General features: G+C 73.7%; 19 protein-coding genes. 15 read left to right on the forward strand and 4 right to left on the reverse strand.

Annotated features, from left to right (window positions below; all coding sequences use genetic code 11):
* Window positions 1-23 precede the first annotated feature (23 nt).
* Both GL259_RS12210 and GL259_RS12215 read left to right on the forward strand, forming a co-directional pair.
* The gene (locus tag GL259_RS12210; RefSeq protein WP_159532012.1) at window positions 24-1,025 is read left to right on the forward strand and encodes a YafY family protein; all 1,002 of its coding nucleotides are present in this window, start codon (window positions 24-26) and stop codon (window positions 1,023-1,025) included.
* Window positions 1,026-1,078: 53 nt separating this feature from the next.
* The gene (locus tag GL259_RS12215) at window positions 1,079-1,597 is read left to right on the forward strand and encodes a DUF4240 domain-containing protein (RefSeq protein ID WP_159538575.1); all 519 of its coding nucleotides are present in this window, start codon (window positions 1,079-1,081) and stop codon (window positions 1,595-1,597) included.
* A 30-nt stretch (window positions 1,598-1,627) separates the two neighbouring features.
* On the opposite strand, the gene GL259_RS12220 is transcribed toward GL259_RS12215, so the two are convergent.
* The gene (locus tag GL259_RS12220) at window positions 1,628-2,455 is read right to left on the reverse strand and encodes a peptidoglycan recognition protein (RefSeq protein WP_243762560.1); all 828 of its coding nucleotides are present in this window, start codon (window positions 2,453-2,455) and stop codon (window positions 1,628-1,630) included.
* Window positions 2,456-2,761: 306 nt separating this feature from the next.
* On the opposite strand from GL259_RS12220, the gene GL259_RS12225 reads away from it, so the two are divergent.
* From GL259_RS12225 to GL259_RS12235, 3 genes are all read left to right on the forward strand, one after another.
* Window positions 2,762-3,946, forward strand: a complete 1,185-nt coding sequence (locus GL259_RS12225; protein WP_159532015.1) for a MarP family serine protease — start codon at window positions 2,762-2,764, stop codon at window positions 3,944-3,946.
* A gap of 101 nt (window positions 3,947-4,047) precedes the next feature.
* Window positions 4,048-4,950, forward strand: coding sequence for a TIGR01777 family oxidoreductase (locus GL259_RS12230; RefSeq protein ID WP_159532017.1), 903 nt, complete (start codon window positions 4,048-4,050; stop codon window positions 4,948-4,950).
* A gap of 223 nt (window positions 4,951-5,173) precedes the next feature.
* Entirely contained in the window at window positions 5,174-6,595 is a 1,422-nt protein-coding gene (locus tag GL259_RS12235; protein WP_159532019.1) for an NAD(P)/FAD-dependent oxidoreductase, read from the forward strand.
* Window positions 6,596-6,673: 78 nt separating this feature from the next.
* Here GL259_RS12235 and GL259_RS12240 read toward each other — a convergent pair whose 3' ends face one another.
* Window positions 6,674-8,137: a regulator gene (locus GL259_RS12240; protein WP_159532021.1), complete on the reverse strand. Its 1,464-nt coding sequence runs from the start codon at window positions 8,135-8,137 to the stop codon at window positions 6,674-6,676.
* A gap of 287 nt (window positions 8,138-8,424) precedes the next feature.
* Between GL259_RS12240 and lipB the strand changes: the two genes are divergently transcribed.
* The 4 genes from lipB to GL259_RS12260 all read left to right on the forward strand — a co-directional run bounded on the left by lipB (window position 8,425) and on the right by GL259_RS12260 (window position 11,641).
* A complete protein-coding gene (lipB, locus tag GL259_RS12245) occupies window positions 8,425-9,273 on the forward strand; it encodes a lipoyl(octanoyl) transferase LipB (RefSeq protein ID WP_159532022.1) in 849 nt (282 codons plus the stop codon).
* 104 nt (window positions 9,274-9,377) lie between these two features.
* Window positions 9,378-10,343 (forward strand): lipoyl synthase, encoded by a 966-nt coding sequence (gene lipA / locus GL259_RS12250; RefSeq protein ID WP_159532024.1) that lies wholly within the window; start codon window positions 9,378-9,380, stop codon window positions 10,341-10,343.
* A gap of 266 nt (window positions 10,344-10,609) precedes the next feature.
* The gene (locus GL259_RS12255; RefSeq protein WP_159532026.1) at window positions 10,610-10,825 is read left to right on the forward strand and encodes a hypothetical protein; all 216 of its coding nucleotides are present in this window, start codon (window positions 10,610-10,612) and stop codon (window positions 10,823-10,825) included.
* 114 nt (window positions 10,826-10,939) lie between these two features.
* Window positions 10,940-11,641, forward strand: a complete 702-nt coding sequence (locus GL259_RS12260) for a DUF4191 domain-containing protein (RefSeq protein WP_159532028.1) — start codon at window positions 10,940-10,942, stop codon at window positions 11,639-11,641.
* 81 nt (window positions 11,642-11,722) lie between these two features.
* Here GL259_RS12260 and GL259_RS12265 read toward each other — a convergent pair whose 3' ends face one another.
* Window positions 11,723-12,190: an RDD family protein gene (locus tag GL259_RS12265; protein ID WP_159532030.1), complete on the reverse strand. Its 468-nt coding sequence runs from the start codon at window positions 12,188-12,190 to the stop codon at window positions 11,723-11,725.
* 210 nt (window positions 12,191-12,400) lie between these two features.
* On the opposite strand from GL259_RS12265, the gene glnA reads away from it, so the two are divergent.
* From glnA to GL259_RS12280, 3 genes are all read left to right on the forward strand, one after another.
* The gene (glnA, locus tag GL259_RS12270; RefSeq protein WP_159532032.1) at window positions 12,401-13,810 is read left to right on the forward strand and encodes a type I glutamate--ammonia ligase; all 1,410 of its coding nucleotides are present in this window, start codon (window positions 12,401-12,403) and stop codon (window positions 13,808-13,810) included.
* Between the two features lie 207 nt (window positions 13,811-14,017).
* Complete coding sequence (locus GL259_RS12275) at window positions 14,018-14,662, forward strand: dihydrofolate reductase family protein (RefSeq protein WP_159532034.1); 645 nt, start codon at window positions 14,018-14,020, stop codon at window positions 14,660-14,662.
* A 161-nt stretch (window positions 14,663-14,823) separates the two neighbouring features.
* Complete coding sequence (locus GL259_RS12280) at window positions 14,824-15,081, forward strand: hypothetical protein (protein WP_159532036.1); 258 nt, start codon at window positions 14,824-14,826, stop codon at window positions 15,079-15,081.
* A gap of 86 nt (window positions 15,082-15,167) precedes the next feature.
* On the opposite strand, the gene GL259_RS12285 is transcribed toward GL259_RS12280, so the two are convergent.
* Window positions 15,168-15,482: a hypothetical protein gene (locus tag GL259_RS12285; protein WP_159538577.1), complete on the reverse strand. Its 315-nt coding sequence runs from the start codon at window positions 15,480-15,482 to the stop codon at window positions 15,168-15,170.
* A gap of 604 nt (window positions 15,483-16,086) precedes the next feature.
* Between GL259_RS12285 and GL259_RS12290 the strand changes: the two genes are divergently transcribed.
* The 3 genes from GL259_RS12290 (at window position 16,087) to glnII (ending at window position 18,639) form a co-directional block, all read left to right on the forward strand.
* Window positions 16,087-16,467: an arsenate reductase family protein gene (locus tag GL259_RS12290; protein ID WP_208026464.1), complete on the forward strand. Its 381-nt coding sequence runs from the start codon at window positions 16,087-16,089 to the stop codon at window positions 16,465-16,467.
* 124 nt (window positions 16,468-16,591) lie between these two features.
* Window positions 16,592-17,287, forward strand: a complete 696-nt coding sequence (locus GL259_RS12295; protein ID WP_159532040.1) for a hypothetical protein — start codon at window positions 16,592-16,594, stop codon at window positions 17,285-17,287.
* Between the two features lie 323 nt (window positions 17,288-17,610).
* Complete coding sequence (gene glnII / locus GL259_RS12300) at window positions 17,611-18,639, forward strand: glutamine synthetase (protein ID WP_159532042.1); 1,029 nt, start codon at window positions 17,611-17,613, stop codon at window positions 18,637-18,639.
* Window positions 18,640-18,935: the final 296 nt, after the last annotated feature.

The raw sequence follows: 18,935 nt of genomic DNA on the forward strand, positions 1-18,935 counted from the left end.
GGGCCTCCTGCATGATGGGCCCCATGCGTGCTGCCCGGCTGATCAAGATGGTGCTGCTGCTGCAGTCCCGGCCCTCCATGACCGCCGCCGAACTGGCGAGGGAGCTGGAGGTGTCGGAGCGGACGGTCACCCGGGACGCGCAGGCGCTGTCGGAGGCCGGGGTGCCGGTGTACGCGGACCGGGGCCGCGCCGGGGGGTACCGGCTGGTCGGCGGGTACCGGACGCGGCTGACGGGCCTGGCGCGCAGCGAGGCGGAGGCGCTGTTCCTGTCCGGGGTGCCGGGGGCGCTGCGCGAGATGGGGCTGGAGGACGCGGCCTCGGCGGCCCGGCTGAAGGTGTCGGCGGCGCTGCTGCCGTCCCTGCGGGACGCGTCGCGGACGGCGGCGCAGCGGTTCCATCTGGACGCGCCGAACTGGTTCCGCGAGCCGCAGACGCCCGAGCTGCTGCCGGCCGTCGCGGACGCGGTGTGGGACGACCGGCGGATCACCGCGCGCTACCGGCGCGGCGACACCGGTGTGGAGCGGGAGCTGGAGCCGTACGGGCTCGTGCTCAAGGCGGGCGTCTGGTACCTGTGCGCCCGGGTGGCCGGGCAGGGGTCCTTCCGGGTGTACCGGATCGACCGGTTCACGGCGGTGGACCCGGTGACGGGGGCGGGCACGCGCGCGGAACGCTTCGAGCGCGACCCGGAGTTCGACCTGCCCGCGTTCTGGGCGGAGCGGGCGGAGCAGTTCGCTCGCTCGCTCCTGCGGGCGGAGGTGGTGGTGCGGCTGTCGCCCGAGGGGGTGCGCGCGCTGCCGTACGCCGTGGGCGCGGCGGCCGCGCGGGAGGCGCTGGCCGCGGCGGCCGGGGCCGCGGCGGACGACGAGGGGTGGGTGACGGTGACCCTGCCGGTGGAGTCCGAGGAGGTCGCCCGCACCCAGCTGACGGCGCTGGGCCCCGAGGTGGAGGTGCTCGCACCCGCCCCGCTGCGGGAGCGGTTCGCCGCCCAGGCCGAGCGGCTGGCCCTGCTCTACGGGCGGAAGTGATCCGCGTACTCCGGGGTGCGTCCCGGGGTCCCAGGGCCGATGCTTGACACGTGATGGACGAGACGGAGTTCTGGGAGCTGGTCGACTCCACCCGCGAGGAGGCCGAGGGCGACCCGGAGGAACAGGCCGACCTGCTCGTGGAGCGGCTCGCGCGACTGGACCCGGAGGCCGTCCTCGACTTCGCCCGGCACTTCGAATCCCGCTACCACCGCGCCTACCGATGGGACCTGTGGGGCGCCGCCTGGGTGCTCCTGGACGGCGCGAGCGACGACGCCTTCGACTTCTTCAGGTGCTGGCTGATCGGCCAGGGCCGCGAGGTCTACGAGGGCGCGCTGCACGACCCGGACGCGCTGGCCGATCTGCTGGACGACTTCGACGAGGAGATCGACGGCGACGGCGAGGAGCTCGGCTACGCGGCGGACGAGGCGTACGAGCAGCTCACCGGCACCGTGGCCCCCGACCTGGAACTCCCCGCGGCCCCGGCCGAACCCGAGGGCACGCCCGTCGACTTCGAGAACGACGCCCGGCTCGCCGAACGCTATCCCCGGCTCTGGGACCGGTTCCGGCCCTGAGCCCCGGGGAGCCGCTCACCGGGACCGCGCTCACCCGGAGACCCCCGCGGTCCGGTCGTCCTGCGCCGGCGCCTGCCCCTGCGTCCCCTCCCGTGCCTGCTCCTGCCGGCGGACGGCGTCCGTCCGGCGGCCCTGCAGCTGCGCCGCCGTCTCCCTGATCGCCGGCAGACGGGCTTGCAGGGCGGCGCCCGGACAGCTGGTCATGAAGCCGTCGTTGTGGCCCGCGAGGGCGGGCAGCGTCGCGGTGGCTCCGGCCGCGTACCGGCTGCCGCCGTTGCTGGAGACCAGCCGGACGTGGGAGCGCGGGTCGGTGCCGGACAGACCGAGCTTCCAGGCGGCCAGCTCGGCGATCGCGCGCTCCATCGCGGGCGGCACGGGCACCCCGGCGGTGAAGGTGCCGAGCGCGGCCACGCCGGTGGTGCGGTGGTTGAAGCCCAGGGTGTGGGCGCCGACGACGGGGCGGCTCGTGCCGCCGGCGCGGCCTTCGTAGATGGTGCCGCAGCGGTCGACGAGGAAGTTGTAGCCGATGTCGTCCCAGGCCCGGGCGGTGGTCTGGCCCTCGTAGAGGCTGCGGATGTGGGCGGGGGCCGCGGCGCAGTCGTAGTCGTTGGGCGAGTCGGTGTGGTGCACGAAGACGGCGACCACCTTGTCGTCGTAGCGCGGGGGCGGCTGCTCGCGGGCGGTGCCGCCCACCCAGATCGCTCTCGGCACGATGAACGGTCTGGGCGCCGTGTGGGCGTCCGTCCTGCGGACGGGGGCCGGCCCGGCGGCCGAGGACTCCGCGGCCCGTTCGACGCCGTAGGTGCACAGCACCAGGGCGACCGCCGCGGCGACGCCCGGCAGGCAGCCGAGCAGCACCTTGGCGGTTCCGGGCAGGTCCGTGCGGCCGGCCCCGCGACGTATTCGGGGAGCGTTGCGCAGCCGCGCTCCCCCGATCCTCCTGAGGGCACTCATGCCTTCACTGTGGGTCGGATCGGGCGGGCCCGCGACGTGGCCGTGCCAACCGGTGGACCCGTCCGCCCGGTCCGCGGCGGAACCATCGTCCGGGTCCTCGGCGTTCTTCCCGGTACACGCGCGTGCGGCCGCTTCCCGGTGGTCACCCGCGCGTGGCTGATCACCGGGCCCCTCCCCCACGTATGGGTGCCCGAGAGAAAGGCGGCGTGCGTGGACCTGCTCGACATCCTGCTGGTGCTGGTCGTCCTGGCCCACGCGGCGTCCGGTTACCGGCGCGGACTGCTGGCGGGCTGTGTGTCGCTGGCCGGTTTCGTGGGCGGTGCGGTCGTCGGCGTGTGGATCCTGCCCTGGGTGATGGACCCGATGACGCCGGGGACGACCCGGGCGACGGTGACGGCCGTGCTCACGGTGCTGCTGCCGGCCGTGGCGGGCCACGCGCTGGCGGGGCGGTTGGCCTTCAGGCTGCGGCGCGAGCTGGACCGGGGGCCGCTGAGGGCGGCGGACGGGATCGGCGGGGCGGTGGCCAGCTCGGCGGCGGTGCTGATCGTGGCGTGGGTGGCCGCGAGCGTGCTGGGCGCCTCCTCCTCCCCGCTGGTCACGTCGGCGATCCGGGACTCGCGGCTGCTCGGCACGGTGCAGGACGTGATGCCGGACACCACCCCGGGGTGGTTCTCCCGGGCCACCTCGGCGCTGACGGAGGCGGGTTTCCCGCAGGTCTTCAACCCGTTCGAGAACGAGTCGACCGCCGAGGTCGCCGAGCCCTCCGGCGACAGCGTCACGGCGGCCGCGACCCGGGCCGCCCGGCTCGGCACGGTGAAGGTGGAGGGCGTCGCGGGCGTCCAGGGCCGCGAGGGCAGCGGGTTCGTGTACGCGCGCGAACGCGTGATGACCAACGCCCACGTGGTGGCCGGCATCGACGAGCCGACCGTGCGCGTCGGCGGGGTCGGGCGGACGTACCGGGCGCGGGTGGTGCTGTTCGACCCGCAGAAGGACGTGGCCGTGCTGTACGTGCCCGGACTGCGGGCGCCCGCCCTGCGGTTCGACGACGACGCCGGGCGCGGCGACTCGGCGGTCGTCGCGGGCTACCCGCAGAACGGCGGCCTGGACCTCCAGGCGGCCACGGTGGCGAGCCGGGTGCAGGCCAGGGGGCAGAACATCTACAGCGACCGGACGGTCACCCGCGAGATCTACTCGATCCGCTCGACCGTCCGCCCCGGCAACTCCGGCGGGCCCCTGCTGACCACCGACGGCCGGGTGTTCGGCGTGGTGTTCGCCCGTTCCACCTCGGACGCCGAGACCGGTTACGTGCTGACGGCGGCCGAGGTGGCGGACGACGCCGAGCGCGCGGCGGACGCGACGGCGCCGGTGGACACGGGGGACCCGGTCACCTCCTAGGCGCCGGGGGCGGACGGCGCGCACGGGCGCGGGCGTGACGGCACGTCCGGCGGGCGCTGCGCCGGCCGTGATTTCCGGGCGGCCGGGGGCAGGATGGGGCCATGGAACGTTCCCGAATCGCGGTGGCCGGCGCGTCCGGCCTCATCGGAAGCGCGCTGGTGCGGTCCCTGACCGCGGACGGGCACGAGGTCCGCCGTCTGGTGCGGGGCGCACCCCGGTCGGCGGACGAGGTCCGGTGGGACCCGGAGCGGGGCTCCGTGGACGCCGACGGGCTCGCCGGGTGCGACGCCGTGGTCAACCTGGCGGGGGCCGGGGTCGGCGACCGGCGCTGGACGCCGGCGTACAAGGCGCGGATCCGCGCGAGCCGGGTGCGGGGCACGGCCGCGCTCGCCGAGGCCGTCGCGGGGCTGGCCGGGGACGTACGGCCCCGGGTGTTCGTGAACGGCAGCGCGATCGGCTACTACGGCGAGACCGGTGACCGGGCGGTCGACGAGAGCGCGCCGGCGGGCGAGGGCTTCCTGCCGCGGCTGTGCGTGGAGTGGGAGGCGGCCGCGGCACCGGCGCGGGAGGCGGGCGTGCGGACGGTGTTCGCCCGGACCGGGCTGGTGGTGGCCGGCGGGGCCGGGGCGTGGGGCAGGCTCTTCCCCCTGTTCCGGGCCGGGCTGGGCGGGCGGCTGGGCGACGGGCGCCAGTACTGGTCGTTCATCGCGCTGCACGACGAGGTGGCCGCGCTGCGCCACCTCCTGGACACCGACGGGCTGTCCGGGCCGTTCAACCTGACCTCCCCGCATCCGGTGACCAACCGTGAGATCACGGAGGCGATGGCCCGCGTGCTGCGCCGGCCGGCGGTGTTCGCGGTGCCCGCGCCGGTGCTGCGGGCGGTGCTCGGCGAGATGGCCGGGGACGTGCTGGGCAGCGCCCGGGTGCTGCCGGCACGCCTGCTGGAGTCGGGTTTCCGGTTCGCCTTCCCGGAGATCGAGGGGGCGGTCAGGGCGGCGCTGTGAGCCGGTGCGAGCACGCGTGACCGCGATCCGCACGGAACTGACCCCTCTGCGACCACATCGTGCTCACCCGGCGCGCGTATGCGACCGTCGTGCGCCCGTGCTCTGTCGATGCGCGACTGACCGCGCCCGATCACGGACTTAACCTCGAGCAGAACTCGGGTATTCCTAGGGGCTGTTGAGGGCATGACGTCTCCAGCGCCCGCGCAACCTCGAGGAGGGGCACGTGCTTGAGCCCACGTACCAGGCGGACGTCGTCGTGGTGGGAGCCGGGGTCGCCGGACTCTCCGCGGCGCGACGGCTGACCAGCGCAGGAGTCACCACCGTGGTCCTGGAGGCCGCCCCCGGGGTGGGCGGCCGCATGACGACCGAGAAGGTCGACGGCTTCCGGCTCGACAGAATCGGACGGCCGCTGTCCACGGCGTATCCCGAACTACGGCTGACCCCGGGCCTCGACGGGCTCGTCCTGCACCCCTTCGCGCCCGGCGTCCTGCTGCACAGCGACGGACGTCACCACCGCGCGGGCGTGCGGGCCGGGGCACGGGACGGAAGGGCCGCCGGGAGTACCCGCAGCGCACGGGGCGCGCTCCACGCGGTGCGCGCCCTGGCGAGCGTCCCACGGCCGGCTCCCGGCCCGCGCAGGCCGGTGGCCGTGCCCGGACGGCAGGTGTCCGTACCGCGCGGCCGCACCGGCGCCCCGCTGGGCACGGCGGTCGACCGGGCCCGCCTGGGCGCGGCGTTCACGAAGCTGGCGGACACCCCCGTGGAACGGCTGCTGGCCCGGCCGGAGTCGACCGCCGCCGAGGCCCTGGTGGCCCGGGGCCTGCCCGCCCGCACCATCGACGGTTTCCTGCGTCCGCTGCTCGCCGCCCTGCTGTGCGACCCGGACCTCACCACCTCCAGCCGGTGCGCGGACCTCGCGCTGCGGGCCTTCGCGAGCGGGCGGCTGTGCCTGCCGGAGGGCGGCGCCGAGGCGCTGCCCGAGCAGCTGGCCCGGACGCTGCCGCCGGGCACGGTGCACACGGGGGTCAGGGTCACCGCCGTCTCGACGACCTCGGTGACCACCGCGGAGCACGGCGAGTTCCGCTGCCGTGCGGTGCTGATCGCCACCGACGCACGCGCCGCCGCCGAGCTGCTGCCCGGCCTGCGCGTACCGGACTTCCACCCGGTGACGGTGGTGCACCACACGACCGACGAGCCGCCCGCGACCGGCGCCTCGCTGCTGCTCGACGCCGACCGGGGCGGCCCGGTCGCGCACACGGCGGTGGCCAGCCGGGTCGACCCGACCCGCGCGCCGGCCGGCCGCACGCTGGTGTCCTCGACGGTCCTGGGCCCGCCCCCGGACCGGGTGGACACGGCCGTGCGCGTGCACCTGGCCCGGCTGTACGGGACGTCGACCGCGCGCTGGGAGACCCTCGCCGTGCACCACACCGCCGAGGCGGTGCCCGCCATGCGGCCCCCGCACGATCTGCGCCGTCCGGTGCGGCTGCTGGCGGGCCTGTACGTGTGCGGCGACCACCGGGACACCGGCACGGTCCAGGGCGCGCTGCACTCGGCCCACCGCGCCTCGGCCGCGATCCTCGCGGACCTGGGCACGGACCGGCCCCTGCACACGGCGGACCCCCTGCCGACGGCACGGGCGGCCTGACCGCGGACCGCCGGACCGCGAACGGCCTGACGCCCGCGGCGGCCCCGCGGGCCGGATCCCCTCCGGCCCGCGGGCGGGTCAGCCGTAGGCCGCGACCTTGTCGCGGTAGGTGCGCACGGGGGCCGCGTCGCGGTAGGGCTCCAGCCGGCGTTCGAAGTCCCGGACGTACTCCACCGCCCGCACGGACCGCATCTCCGCCGCCTGCCCGGCCGCCTCGGCGGCGAGCTGGCAGGCCTGGTCGAGCTCGCCCAGGCCGAGGCGGGCGGTGGCCAGGACCACCCGGCAGAACAGGCGGCTGCGGGCGTGGCCCGGGGCGCGCAGCCGCAGGGAGCGCTCCGCGTGCTGGGCGGCGGCGCGGAACTGCTGGAGGTCCCGGTGGCAGTGCCCGAACTCGTCGGCGAGCTGCGCCTCGTCGAAGCAGCGCGCCCAGTGCGGCACCTCGTCGCCGGTCCGGGCGCTCTCCAGGGCGCGCTCGGCGCGCGCCAGCGCGGCGGTGCAGGCCCGCACCTCGCCGAGCACCGCGTGCCCGCGCGCCTCGGCGGCGTGCAGCAGCGCCTGGACCACGGGCGGCGCGGAGCCCCCCGCGCCCTGCTGGGCGACCCGCGCGAGCTGTACGGCCTCCCGCCCGTGGCCGAGGTAGACGGCCTGCCGGCTCATGGTGACGAGCACGTACGCGCCGTAGGCCCGGTCCCCGGCCGCCTGCGCGAGCCGGAGCGCCTGCACGAAGTAGCGCTGGGCGAGCCCGTGCGCGGCGATGTCGTACGAGGTCCAGCCGGCCAGCCGGGTCAGCTCGGCGACGGCCGCGAACAGGCGCCGGCCGGTCTGCTCGCCGTAGGTGCCGCGCAGCATCGGCTCGCACTCGTGCTCCAGGTAGCGCACCAGGGCCTGGCGGGCGTGGCCGCCGCCGTAGGCGTCGTCGAGGGTGCGGAACAGCTCGCCGACCGAGCGCAGCGCGGCGATGTCGCCGCCGGTGACCCGCTGGCCGGGGCCGCGTTCGGCCGTACCCCGCCGGCGGGCGCCGGGTTCCGGCGGGCCCGGGGGGCGGGAGGACGGGCGGCCCTGGGCGGGGACGCGGACCGGCGGCTCGGCGCGGGCCACCTTCTCGTCCGCGCGGCCGATGAGCCAGTCCCGGCTGGGGACGACGAGCCCCGCGGAGGTGAAGGCGATCTTGCGCAGTTCGGCGTGGCTCCCGGAGTCCTTGCGCCACAGCCCGCTGACGATGTCGACGGCCTCCTCGGGGGTGGCGGCGAACTCCAGGCCCGCGTACACGGGGGCGCAGGCGTCCAGGCCGAGGTCCTGGGCGGTCAGGCGCCGGCCGAGGCGCCGGGTGAAGACCTCGGCGATGAGCGCCGGGGTGGTGCCCCGCGGCTGCTGTCCGCGCAGCCAGCGGGTGACGGACGTCTTGTCGTATCTCAGGTCGAGCCCGTGTTCGAGACCGAGCTGGTCCACGCGACGGGCGAGTCCCGCGTTGGAGAACCCCGCTTCTGCGATGAGCGCGGCGAGCTGTCGGTTGGGGGTGCGCTGCGCGGGTCGTTCCGTCATCTGCGGTGCGGTCTCCTGCCTTCCGGCTCACGGTGTCCCCGGTCGCCTGTGAGCAGCCCTTATGGCCTCATGGACGGCGCGAATGTAGCGGAGAGTGAGCAACCGGTCGCACATATCGGCAGACATTCATTCGATCGTGTGAGGAATGATCCAAAAGCTGACAGGTGAGGGCGCGTCCGCCGAGCCGTCCCCGGCCCCCCACGGCCGCCTCTTCCCCGCCGGTCGTACGGTCGTACAGTGGCGTGGGCGCCTTTCGCGCCTGACGACCTTCTAGGGAGGCGCTTGCCGTGAGTGAGTTGCGGTTCGTCCGGATGGGCTTCGGGGCCGAGGCCGTGGACTATCGGGTGGCGTGGGACGAGCAGCGCCGGGTGCACGCGGCGCGGTTCGCCGACGAGGTCCCCGACACCGTGATCCTCCTGGAGCACCCCCCGGTCTACACGGCCGGCCGGCGCACCGAGGACGGCGAGCGCCCCCTCGACGGCACCCCGGTCATCGACGTGGACCGCGGCGGCAAGATCACCTGGCACGGTCCCGGCCAGCTGGTGGGCTACCCGATCCAGAAGCTGCCCCGCCCGGTGGACGTGGTCGCGCACGTCCGGCGGCTGGAGGAGGCGCTGATCCGCACCTGCGCGGAGTTCGGCCTGGAGACCACCCGGGTCGAGGGCCGCAGCGGGGTGTGGGTGCTGGGCGACCCGGTCGAGCGGCGCCCGGCGCAATACGGAGGGGCGGCGCGCAGCGCTTCGGCCGAGGGCGGCGGCGGGCGACGGGCGGGCCTCTCCCTGGACTTCGACCCCCGGCTGAACGACGAGGAGTTCGACCCCCGGCTCAACGGCCCGGAGTACGCGCCGTCCAACGCCGGGCAGCGCCGCGAGGACCGCAAGATCGCCGCGATCGGCATCCGCGTGGCCAAGGGCGTCACCATGCACGGCTTCTCGCTGAACGTGAACCCCGACAACCAGTGGTTCGACCGGATCATCCCGTGCGGCATCCGCGACGCGGGCGTCACCTCGCTGGCGAACGAGCTGGGCCGCGACGTCACCGTCGACGAGGTGCTGCCGGTCGTGGAGCGGCACCTGCGGGACGTCCTGGAGAACGCGGAGCTGAAGCCGCGGGAGATCGAGCGGGCGACCGCCTGACCGAGGGGAACGGGCGCCGGCTCTCGGAGGTCGGCCTCACGCCGGGCCCATCAAACCCGGGCGTACCCTGGTGTACGCCGAAGAATCGAAGCTAGGGAGCCGACGTGTCCGCAGTCGCACCCGACGGACGCAAGATGCTGCGCCTGGAGGTCCGCAACAGCCAGACCCCCATCGAGCGCAAGCCCGAGTGGATCAAGACCCGGGCGAAAATGGGTCCCGAGTACTCCAAGATGCAGAGCCTCGTCAAGAGCGAGGGCCTGCACACGGTCTGCCAGGAAGCCGGCTGTCCGAACATCTACGAGTGCTGGGAGGACCGCGAGGCGACCTTCCTCATCGGCGGCGACCAGTGCACCCGGCGCTGCGACTTCTGCCAGATCGACACGGGCAAGCCCGAGGCCCTCGACCGTGACGAGCCGCGCCGCGTGGGCGAGTCCGTGGTCACCATGGACCTGAACTACGCCACCATCACCGGCGTCGCCCGCGACGACCTGGAGGACGGCGGCGCCTGGCTGTACGCCGAGACCGTGCGCCAGATCCACGCGCAGACGGCGGACCGGGAGGCCGGCCGCACCAAGGTCGAGCTGCTCGCCCCCGACTTCAACGCGGTCCCCGAACAGCTCGAGGAGGTCTTCTCCTCGCGCCCCGAGGTCTTCGCGCACAACGTCGAGACCGTGCCCCGGATCTTCAAGCGGATCCGCCCCGGCTTCCGCTACGAGCGCTCCCTGAAGGTGATCACCGAGGCCCGCGACTACGGCCTGGTCACCAAGTCCAACCTGATCCTCGGCATGGGCGAGACCCGCGAGGAGGTCAGCGAGGCGCTGAGGCAGCTGCACGACGCCGGCTGCGAGCTGGTCACCATCACGCAGTACCTGCGCCCGTCGGTGCGCCACCACCCCGTCGAGCGCTGGGTGAAGCCGGCCGAGTTCGTGGAGCTGAAGGAGGAGGCCGAGCAGATCGGCTTCTCCGGCGTGATGTCCGGCCCGCTGGTCCGCTCCTCGTACCGCGCCGGCCGCCTGTACCAGATGGCCGTCGAGAAGCGGGGCGCGTACGTGGCCTCCCAGGCCGTCTGACACGGCGTCACCGGGCCCGCCCCGCACCGGGCGGCGTGACGTGTGAATTCACGCACAAGGACCTACCGGCTGGTAATGGCCGAGAGCACGCGGTCCCGACCGTCCTCGCAGATGAGGGCAGCGGTCGGGGCCGCGTCCGCGTTCCGGCCCCGCCCACCGGGCTTCACGCCTGTTTGACCGGTCGGTCACGCCCTGGTAACACCAATCAGTGACCCTGGAATCACACCACGTACACCCGTACCCGGAGACTGAGGGGGACCTCCGCCATGCAGGCCGCTCCCGTCCGCGCCACCGCCATCCCGTCCTTCACCACCGCACTGCGCGCCGTCGAGGCGCTGCTCATGAGCGGCGGTCAGCGCACCGCCCGCCGCAACGCCTGGACGTCGGTCCTGGAGGACCGCCGTCGCGCCAGGGACCGGGTCGAGGCGCAGCGCGTCCTCGAGCAGACGGCCCAGGTGCCGCCCCTGACCGTCCGCCCCTGACCACCGGCTCCCGCTCCCCCGGCACCCGGCCGCGGGCCCGCCGTTCCCCGTGCCCCGCACTTCCCCCGGGCACTGCCGTCGTCCGCGCTTCCCGGGGCACGTAGACTTCGTGGCATGGCGAGGAAGGAAACCGCAGCGGACGCTGCGAACCCCGGGCGACTGAAGCAGATCGCCCTGACCTACAAGATGACCCGCAGGGCCGACAAGAAGATCGGTCTTGTGCTCGCGGCTGTCGGAATCGTCACCTTCGGTGTCTTCCTCGCGATCGGTTTCTTGATCGGTCACCCCATCTATCTCGGCATCCTGGGCTTCCTGCTCGCCTTCCTCGCGACGGCGATCGTGTTCGGGCGCCGGGCCGAGCGGGCCGCCTTCGGGCAGATGGAGGGACAGCCGGGCGCCGCCACGGCCGTGCTCGACAACATCGGCCGGGGCTGGACGACCACCCCCGCGGTGGCGATGAACCGCAACCAGGACGTGGTGCACCGCGCGGTCGGCAAGGCCGGCATCGTGCTGGTCGCCGAGGGCAACCCGAACCGGGTGAAGAGCCTGCTCGCGGCGGAGAAGAAGCGGATGAACCGCATCGTCGCGGACGTCCCGGTGCACGACCTGATCGTGGGCACGGGCGAGGACCAGGTCGAGCTGAAGAAGCTGCGCACCACCATGCTCAAGCTGCCCCGCGTCCTCACCGGCCCGCAGGTCACCGCGACCAACGACCGGCTGCGCGCCCTGGGCGACCTGATGAGCAACATGCCGCTGCCCAAGGGGCCGATGCCCAAGGGCATGAAGCTCCCGAAGGGCGGACCGAGGGGCCGCTGAGACCCCGCAGGCACGCGCACGTGGAGGGGGCGCCCGGATCACTCCGGGCGCCCCCTCCACGTGCGCGTGGGCGGGTGCGCGTCAGATCCGCACCTCGACCGTGCGGGCGAGCCGGTCGTGCAGGCCGCGGCCGTCGCGGTCCCAGATCAGGGCGGGGACGGCGAGGCAGAGCAGGGCCGAGCGCAGCAGGCCGCGGCCCGGGCTGACCTGGCCGGTGCCGAGGGCGACCACGCGCAGGCCGAACAGCCGCTTGCCGGGGGTGAAGCCGACCGTGCCGACGGTGAGGACGCTCAGCACGAAGAACACCAGCAGCGCCCAGTTGCCCGTCACCTGGTCGTAGCCGTCGGTGATGAGACCGTATGCGATCAGGACGCACAGGGACCAGTCCACGGCGAGGGCGCCGAGCCTGCGGCCCGGCCGGGCGAGGGAGCCCGGCCCCTCCTCCGGCAGCCCCAGCTGCTCGCCCCGGTATCCGAACTCGGCGCCGGCGTCTTCCATGGCCGCGCGCGGCCCGGCCAGCCACGATCCGATTGCTCGCCTGTTGTCCACCCGTCCACGGTACTGCGCCCGGACATGACCGGGGGACGCAGGGGTGTTCCGGGGCTACCGTGGGGAAGGGGCCGGTTAACGCGTGCGAAACAAATGGGTCACGCCCGAGAAATGACCCGTCCCTAGGGTCGAGTGCAGCGTGTGCCACCCGCACTGGCCGCACGAACGATCTACCACCCCGGCGGGACGGTCGGGAGTAGGAGGAGCTGGATGTTCCAGAACGCCGACGAGGCCAAGAAGTTCATCGCGGACGAGGACGTCAAGTTCGTCGACGTCCGCTTCTGCGACCTCCCGGGTGTGATGCAGCACTTCACGGTGCCTGTCGACGCGTTCGACCCGGACGAGGAGCTGGCCTTCGACGGATCCTCGATCCGTGGTTTCCAGGCCATTCACGAGTCCGACATGGCGCTGCGCGCGGACCTCAGCACCGCCCGTGTCGACCCGTTCCGCCGTGACAAGACGCTGAACATCAACTTCTTCATCCACGACCCGATCACGGGCGAGCAGTACTCCCGCGACCCGCGCAACGTGGCCAAGAAGGCGGAGGCCTACCTCGCCTCCACCGGCATCGCGGACACCGCGTTCTTCGGTCCCGAGGCCGAGTTCTACGTCTTCGACAGCGTGCGCTTCAAGACGTCCGAGAACGAGTCCTTCTACCACATCGACTCCGAGGCGGGCGCCTGGAACACCGGTGCGCTGGAGGACAACCGCGGCTACAAGGTCCGCTACAAGGGCGGCTACTTCCCGGTCCCGCCGGTCGACCACTTCGCCGACCTGCGCGCCGAGATCTCCCTGGAGCTGAACCGGGCCGGCCTGAAGGTCGAGCGCCAGCACCACGAGGTGGGCACCGCCGGCCAGGCCGAGATCAACTACAAGTTCAACACGCTGCTCGCCGCCGCCGACGACCTGCAGCTCTTCAAGTACATCGTCAAGAACGTCGCCTGGCGCAACGGCAAGACCGCGACCTTCATGCCGAAGCCGATCTTCGGTGACAACGGCTCCGGCATGCACGTCCACCAGTCGCTGTGGGCGGGCGGCGAGCCGCTGTTCTACGACGAGCAGGGCTACGCCGGGCTGTCGGACATGGCCCGCTACTACATCGGCGGCATCCTCAAGCACGCCCCGTCGCTGCTGGCCTTCACCAACCCGACGGTGAACTCCTACCACCGCCTGGTGCCGGGCTTCGAGGCCCCGGTGAACCTGGTGTACTCGCAGCGCAACCGCTCCGCCGCGATGCGCATCCCGATCACCGGTTCGAACCCGAAGGCCAAGCGCGTCGAGTTCCGCGCCCCGGACGCCTCCGGCAACCCGTACCTGGCCTTCTCGGCCCTGCTGCTCGCGGGCCTGGACGGCATCAAGAACAAGATCGAGCCGGCCGAGCCGATCGACAAGGACCTCTACGAGCTGGCCCCCGAGGAGCACGCCAACGTCGCGCAGGTCCCGACCTCCCTCGGCGCCGTCCTCGACCGCCTCGAGGCCGACCACGAGTTCCTCCTCCAGGGCGACGTCTTCACGCCGGACCTGATCGAGACGTGGATCGACTTCAAGCGCGCGAACGAGATCGCCCCGCTGCAGCTGCGTCCGCACCCGCACGAGTTCGAGCTCTACTTCGACGTGTGACGGACGGGGCCGGGTGACCCGGGCGGGACCTCACCCGGCCGCTGTTCCGACCCGGTGCCGGGAGCACCGTGAGGGCCGCCACCCCGTGACCGGGGTGGCGGCCCTCGCCGGTTGGTCCGGGTTCCCGCCGCCGGCGGGGGAAGCGGCGATGAGTTTCCGGCACCCGGGGAGTCTCCTCTCCGTCGCCGACATCACCGGGAGGAAACCTTGCCCCAGCTACTGAGAGTGCAGAACTTCACCGTCTCGAGCGACGGGATCGGGGCCGGCGAGGAACAGAGCCTCGAGCGTCCCTTCGGCCACGTCGCCCCCGAGCGGCTGTTCGCCTGGGCCGGCGCCACGGCCAGCTGGCCCACGCGCACCGACCCCGGGGGCACCCGGGGCCTCGACGACTACTTCACCCGGGACTTCTCGCACAACATCGGCGCCGAGATCATGGGCCGCAACAAGTTCGGGCCCCAGCGCGGGCCCTGGCAGGACCACGAGTGGCGCGGCTGGTGGGGGGAGGAGCCCCCGTTCCACACCCCCGTGTTCGTCATGACCCACCACCCGCGTCCGTCGTTCACGCTCTCCGACACCACGTTCCACTTCGTCGGCGGCGACCCGGCCGCGGTCCTGGAGCAGGCCCGGGAGGCGGCGCGGGGCAAGGACGTCCGGCTCGGCGGCGGGGTCACCACCGTCCGGGAGTTCCTCGACGCCGACCTCGTCGACACCCTGCACGTGGCGGTCTCTCCGGTGAAGCTCGGGTCCGGGCTGCGCCTGTGGGAGTCCCCCGAAGAGCTGCTCGACCGGTTCCACCTGGAGGTCGTGCCCAGCCCGAGCGGGATGACCCACCACCTGTTCTGGCGGAGGTGACACGGGGCGGGCCGTCCGCCGGCCGCGTCCCCGGCCCCGCGGGGCGGTCCACCCGGGCCGTGGAGGGGGCGGGGCGCCGTGGTGTGTCCGGAACGCTTCTCCCCGCGGGCGCGGAGGGGGATCATCGGTTCCGGCACTGTTGTTCGAGAGAGGGTACGGGGATGTCCGAGAAGGACGACGAGGAGCGGGAGTTCGACCTCAGGTGGGCGGACGGGGCCGAGTACAAGGAGCCGTCCGCGCGGGCCCGGATGCTCGCCGCGCGCTGGAGGGACAACCCGCCCGGGCCGGTCCCGTTCCGTCCCGACCCGGAGCACACGGCGTCGTCCGGCCGGTCGTCCTGGGTGTCGACGGCGGTGGTGCTCGGCTGCGTGGCGGCGGTGATCGTGTTCCTCGGGTACGTCGGCTACCGCCCGTACTGACGCACGCGCCGCTCCGGCGGCGATGCGCCGGCGCCGGGCGCCCCGCGGGGTGCCCGGCGCCGGCCGGTTCCGGTCCTGGCCGGGTGTCAGCGGTTGTACCGCATGAACGCGCGCACCATGTGGCAGGTGGTGTCCGACGGCGGATGCACGCCGATCAGCTCCGCCGCGCTCCGGATCGTCTCGTTGCGCGCCTGGTCGGGCAGGTAGACGCCGGAGTCGAGCAGGGCGATGGCGAGCCGCATCGCCTTGAGCCGGCGGTTGTGCGTGACGTACCACTCCCGCGGGCGGCCCGCGGGCAGCGGTCGCTTCTCGACCGGCGCGCAGGGCGTCTCCAGCAGGACGGGGCGCTTGGCGGTGGACTGGGTGGGCAGGGGCTTCGGCTTGAGTGCGGCAGCGGGCACGGGCATCCTCCTGTCGCGGTCGGGGCGCCCGCCGGGATCCACGACGACCCCGGCGATTCCCTCGAACACTGCTTCCAGTTTACCGCCCGGCACTGACATCCGGAGGTCCGGAGGACCGGGCAAATGCCCAGGTGGACAAGGGAATTACCGCCCCGTCACGCCCGGTCCGCAAGAGGCGCGTGGGGCGGCGGAAATTCGAGCAGAGCCGGTTCGGCCGGCTCGTCCCCGCCGTGACCGCTCCCGAGGACGACGGCCCGGCGCGGCGACGCGCGCGGGCGGTCCGGCACGCGTCCTCGGCGCACCGGGGCGGCTCGTTTCGCGCAGGAGGTGACGAGCGCGGTGTCCGTGCGGTCGACGCCGCCGGGCGAGCCGACGCGGCCGACCGGTGACGGGTTCCTCGTCTGCGCGCGCCACGCGTACGGGCCGGTCCGTTCTTCACCGCCCGCCGGCCGGCACGGCGGGCGGCAGCACCTCCTGAGGGTCCCGCCGCGGGCGGCCGGGACACCACCCGCCGGCGCCGGCGAGGACCCCTTGCCGCGAGGGGCCGCACGGGCACGGGAGCACCGGTGAGGGAGGGGCGCCGCCCGGGCGTACCGTGTGCGGCATGGAGATCTGGATCAACCCGGCCTGTTCCAAGTGCCGCAGCGCCCTCGGCCTGCTCGACGCCGAGGGCGCCGACTACACCGTCCGCCGCTACCTGGAGGAGGTGCCGGGCGAGGACGAGATCCGCGGGGTGCTGGACCGCCTCGGACTGGAGCCGTGGGACATCACCCGCACCCAGGAGGCCGCCGCGAAGGAGCTCGGGCTCGGGGAGTGGGCGCGCGACGCCGGTACGCGGGACCGCTGGATCACGGCGCTCGCCGAGCACCCCGTGCTGATCCAGCGCCCGATCATCACCGCGGACGACGGCACGGCGGTCGTGGCCCGCACGGAGGACGCGGTGCGGGACGCCCTGTCCCGCCGGTCCCCCGGCCCGCACGGCTGACGCGCGGCAGCTCGGCGGCCGTGTGACGCAGGTTACTCCGGCCACTTGCCCCGACCGCTGAGCAACCCCGTTCGGTATCTCGTACATAGCGGCGTACGCTCCCCTACCTCTTCAGGAGGCGCGCATGTCGCGCAGGAGAACTCTCGGCCCCAGGAAGAAGCTCGCCCTGCTGGTGAGCGCCGCGACGGTGGCGGGAGGCGGTGCCTTCGTCATGGCGAACACGTCGAACGCCGCGCAGACGCCCACCACCAAGGCGGCGGCGGACTCGACCGTCTGCCAGGGGCTCGCCACCGCGCTCGGCAACAACCAGAGGTTCATCGAGGGCCAGCGGGCCGCCCCCGACGCGCAGTCCGAGGCGCGGATCGCCAACCGCGAGGCGGTCATCGAGGAGATCAGGCGCAAGCAGGAGGCGTCCGGGTGCGCGGTGGGGGAGTCGGCTCAGGGCTCCCAGACCGCGCAGCCCTCGCAGCCCGCCCCCTCACAGCCCGCCCAGGGCGCCGAGGGCGCCGAGGGCGCCGAGGCGGGCGGTGACGCCGCGCAGAACCCCGGCGGTGAGGGCGCGGCGGCCTCCGGCGAGCAGGTGTGCAACGGGTCCACCGTCACCCTCTCCGGTGAGGGCGGCGCGCCGGCCGCGTCCAGCAACCAGTTCCCGGCCGGCACGAAGCTGAAGGTCACCAACCTGGACAACGACAAGTCCACGACGGTGGAGGTCACCTCGGTGTCCGGCAGCTGCGTCCTGCTCAACAACGCGGCCTTCGAGCAGGTCCGGGAGCCCGGCAAGTTCCTGATCCGCCGGGCCGTGATCGAGAAGGTGGGGTGACGCCCGGGTCCTTCAGGGTTCGTCAGGGATTCCCCGGGGCGTCGGCCGGTTCGGGGGGCGGGGCGTGCGGCGCGCACGCCCCGGCTCCGGCCGCCGCCCCGGCGGGGGCCCGCCGCTCCCGGCCGGGAGCGGCGGGCCCCCGCGCATACGCGCTCACGCCGTGAAGTGGGACACAGCAGGGTCAGGTAACACGGGGTTCACATTCGGGCAATGGCCGGGAAATCGCCTGTTGACACGCTGCCTGGCATCGAGAGCGGCGCCCCAGTGCCGCAGCGCCGCAGCACCCGCACAAGCGCCCAGACCCACCCCGAAGGATGTGGACCGTGAGCTTCAAGGCCGAGTACATCTGGATCGACGGCACCGAGCCGACCGCCAAGCTGCGTTCCAAGACGAAGATCCTGGCCGACGACGCCAAGGGTGGCGAGCTTCCGATCTGGGGCTTCGACGGGTCCTCGACCAACCAGGCCAAGGGGCACGCCTCGGACTGCGTGCTCAAGCCGGTCTTCGTCTGCCCCGACCCGATCCGCGGCGGTGACGACGTCCTGGTGCTGTGCGAGGTCCTCAACACGGACATGACGCCGCACGAGTCCAACACCCGCGCCGCGCTGGCCGAGGTCGCCGAGAAGTTCGCCGCCCAGGAGCCGATCTTCGGCATCGAGCAGGAGTACACCTTCTTCAAGGACGCCTACCCGCTGGGCTTCCCCAAGGGCGGCTTCCCGGCCCCGCAGGGCGGCTACTACTGCGGTGTCGGCTCCGACGAGATCTTCGGCCGTGACGTCGTCGAGGCGCACCTGGACAACTGCCTGAAGGCGGGCCTGGGCATCTCCGGCATCAACGCCGAGGTCATGCCCGGCCAGTGGGAGTTCCAGGTCGGTCCGCTGGCCCCGCTGGAGGTCGCCGACCAGCTGTGGGTGGCCCGCTGGCTGCTCTACCGCACCGCCGAGGACTTCGGCATCGCCGCCACCCTCGACCCGAAGCCGGTCAAGGGCGACTGGAACGGCGCGGGCGCGCACACCAACTTCTCCACCAAGGCGATGCGCGAGGGCTACGACGCGATCATCACCGCGTGCGAGTCGCTCGGCGAGGGCTCCAAGCCGCTGGACCACGTCAAGAACTACGGCGCCGGCATCGACGACCGCCTCACCGGCCTGCACGAGACCGCCCCGTGGGACAAGTACTCCTACGGCGTGTCCGACCGCGGCGCCTCGGTGCGCATCCCGTGGCAGGTCGAGAAGGACGGCAAGGGCTACATCGAGGACCGCCGTCCGAACGCCAACGTCGACCCGTACGTGGTGACCCGCCTGCTGGTCGACACGTGCTGCACCGCGCTGGAGAAGGCCGGCCAGGTCTGATCCGTCCCGCTCGTCGTCAGGGGCGCCCACCGTCACGGTGGGCGCCCCTCGCGTTGCCGGTGGGCGTGCCACCGCGGGGGCACGGACCTCGGCGGGGCCTCGCCGTCCGGGCCGGGCCGGAGGCGCGGGACGGCCGGCGGGGCGTCGGGTCCGGGCCACGCCCGCACGTCCACGCAGTGAGAGGGGGGCTCCGGCCGGGGGCGGCGTCTGCTTCAATGGGGTCATGGTCGGCTTCCGGAAGTACCTCGTGACGGGTCGTCACGACCTCGAGCCCTTCTGGCCTTCCCGTCAGCACG

The sequence above is a fragment of the Streptomyces sp. Tu 3180 genome, assembly GCF_009852415.1.
Taxonomy (GTDB): domain Bacteria; phylum Actinomycetota; class Actinomycetes; order Streptomycetales; family Streptomycetaceae; genus Streptomyces.

Bases quoted from the DNA above. Each gene is read 5' to 3' on its own strand.
- GL259_RS12210 (WP_159532012.1), top strand. From the start codon at position 24: ATGCGTGCTGCCCGGCTGATCAAGATGGTGCTGCTGCTGCAGTCCCGG.
- GL259_RS12215 (WP_159538575.1), top strand. From the start codon at position 1,079: ATGGACGAGACGGAGTTCTGGGAGCTGGTCGACTCCACCCGCGAGGAG.
- GL259_RS12230 (WP_159532017.1), top strand. From the start codon at position 4,048: ATGGAACGTTCCCGAATCGCGGTGGCCGGCGCGTCCGGCCTCATCGGA.
- GL259_RS12240 (WP_159532021.1), bottom strand. From the start codon at position 8,137: ATGACGGAACGACCCGCGCAGCGCACCCCCAACCGACAGCTCGCCGCG.
- GL259_RS12255 (WP_159532026.1), top strand. From the start codon at position 10,610: ATGCAGGCCGCTCCCGTCCGCGCCACCGCCATCCCGTCCTTCACCACC.
- GL259_RS12260 (WP_159532028.1), top strand. From the start codon at position 10,940: ATGGCGAGGAAGGAAACCGCAGCGGACGCTGCGAACCCCGGGCGACTG.
- glnA (WP_159532032.1), top strand. From the start codon at position 12,401: ATGTTCCAGAACGCCGACGAGGCCAAGAAGTTCATCGCGGACGAGGAC.
- GL259_RS12280 (WP_159532036.1), top strand. From the start codon at position 14,824: ATGTCCGAGAAGGACGACGAGGAGCGGGAGTTCGACCTCAGGTGGGCG.
- GL259_RS12290 (WP_208026464.1), top strand. From the start codon at position 16,087: ATGGAGATCTGGATCAACCCGGCCTGTTCCAAGTGCCGCAGCGCCCTC.
- GL259_RS12295 (WP_159532040.1), top strand. From the start codon at position 16,592: ATGTCGCGCAGGAGAACTCTCGGCCCCAGGAAGAAGCTCGCCCTGCTG.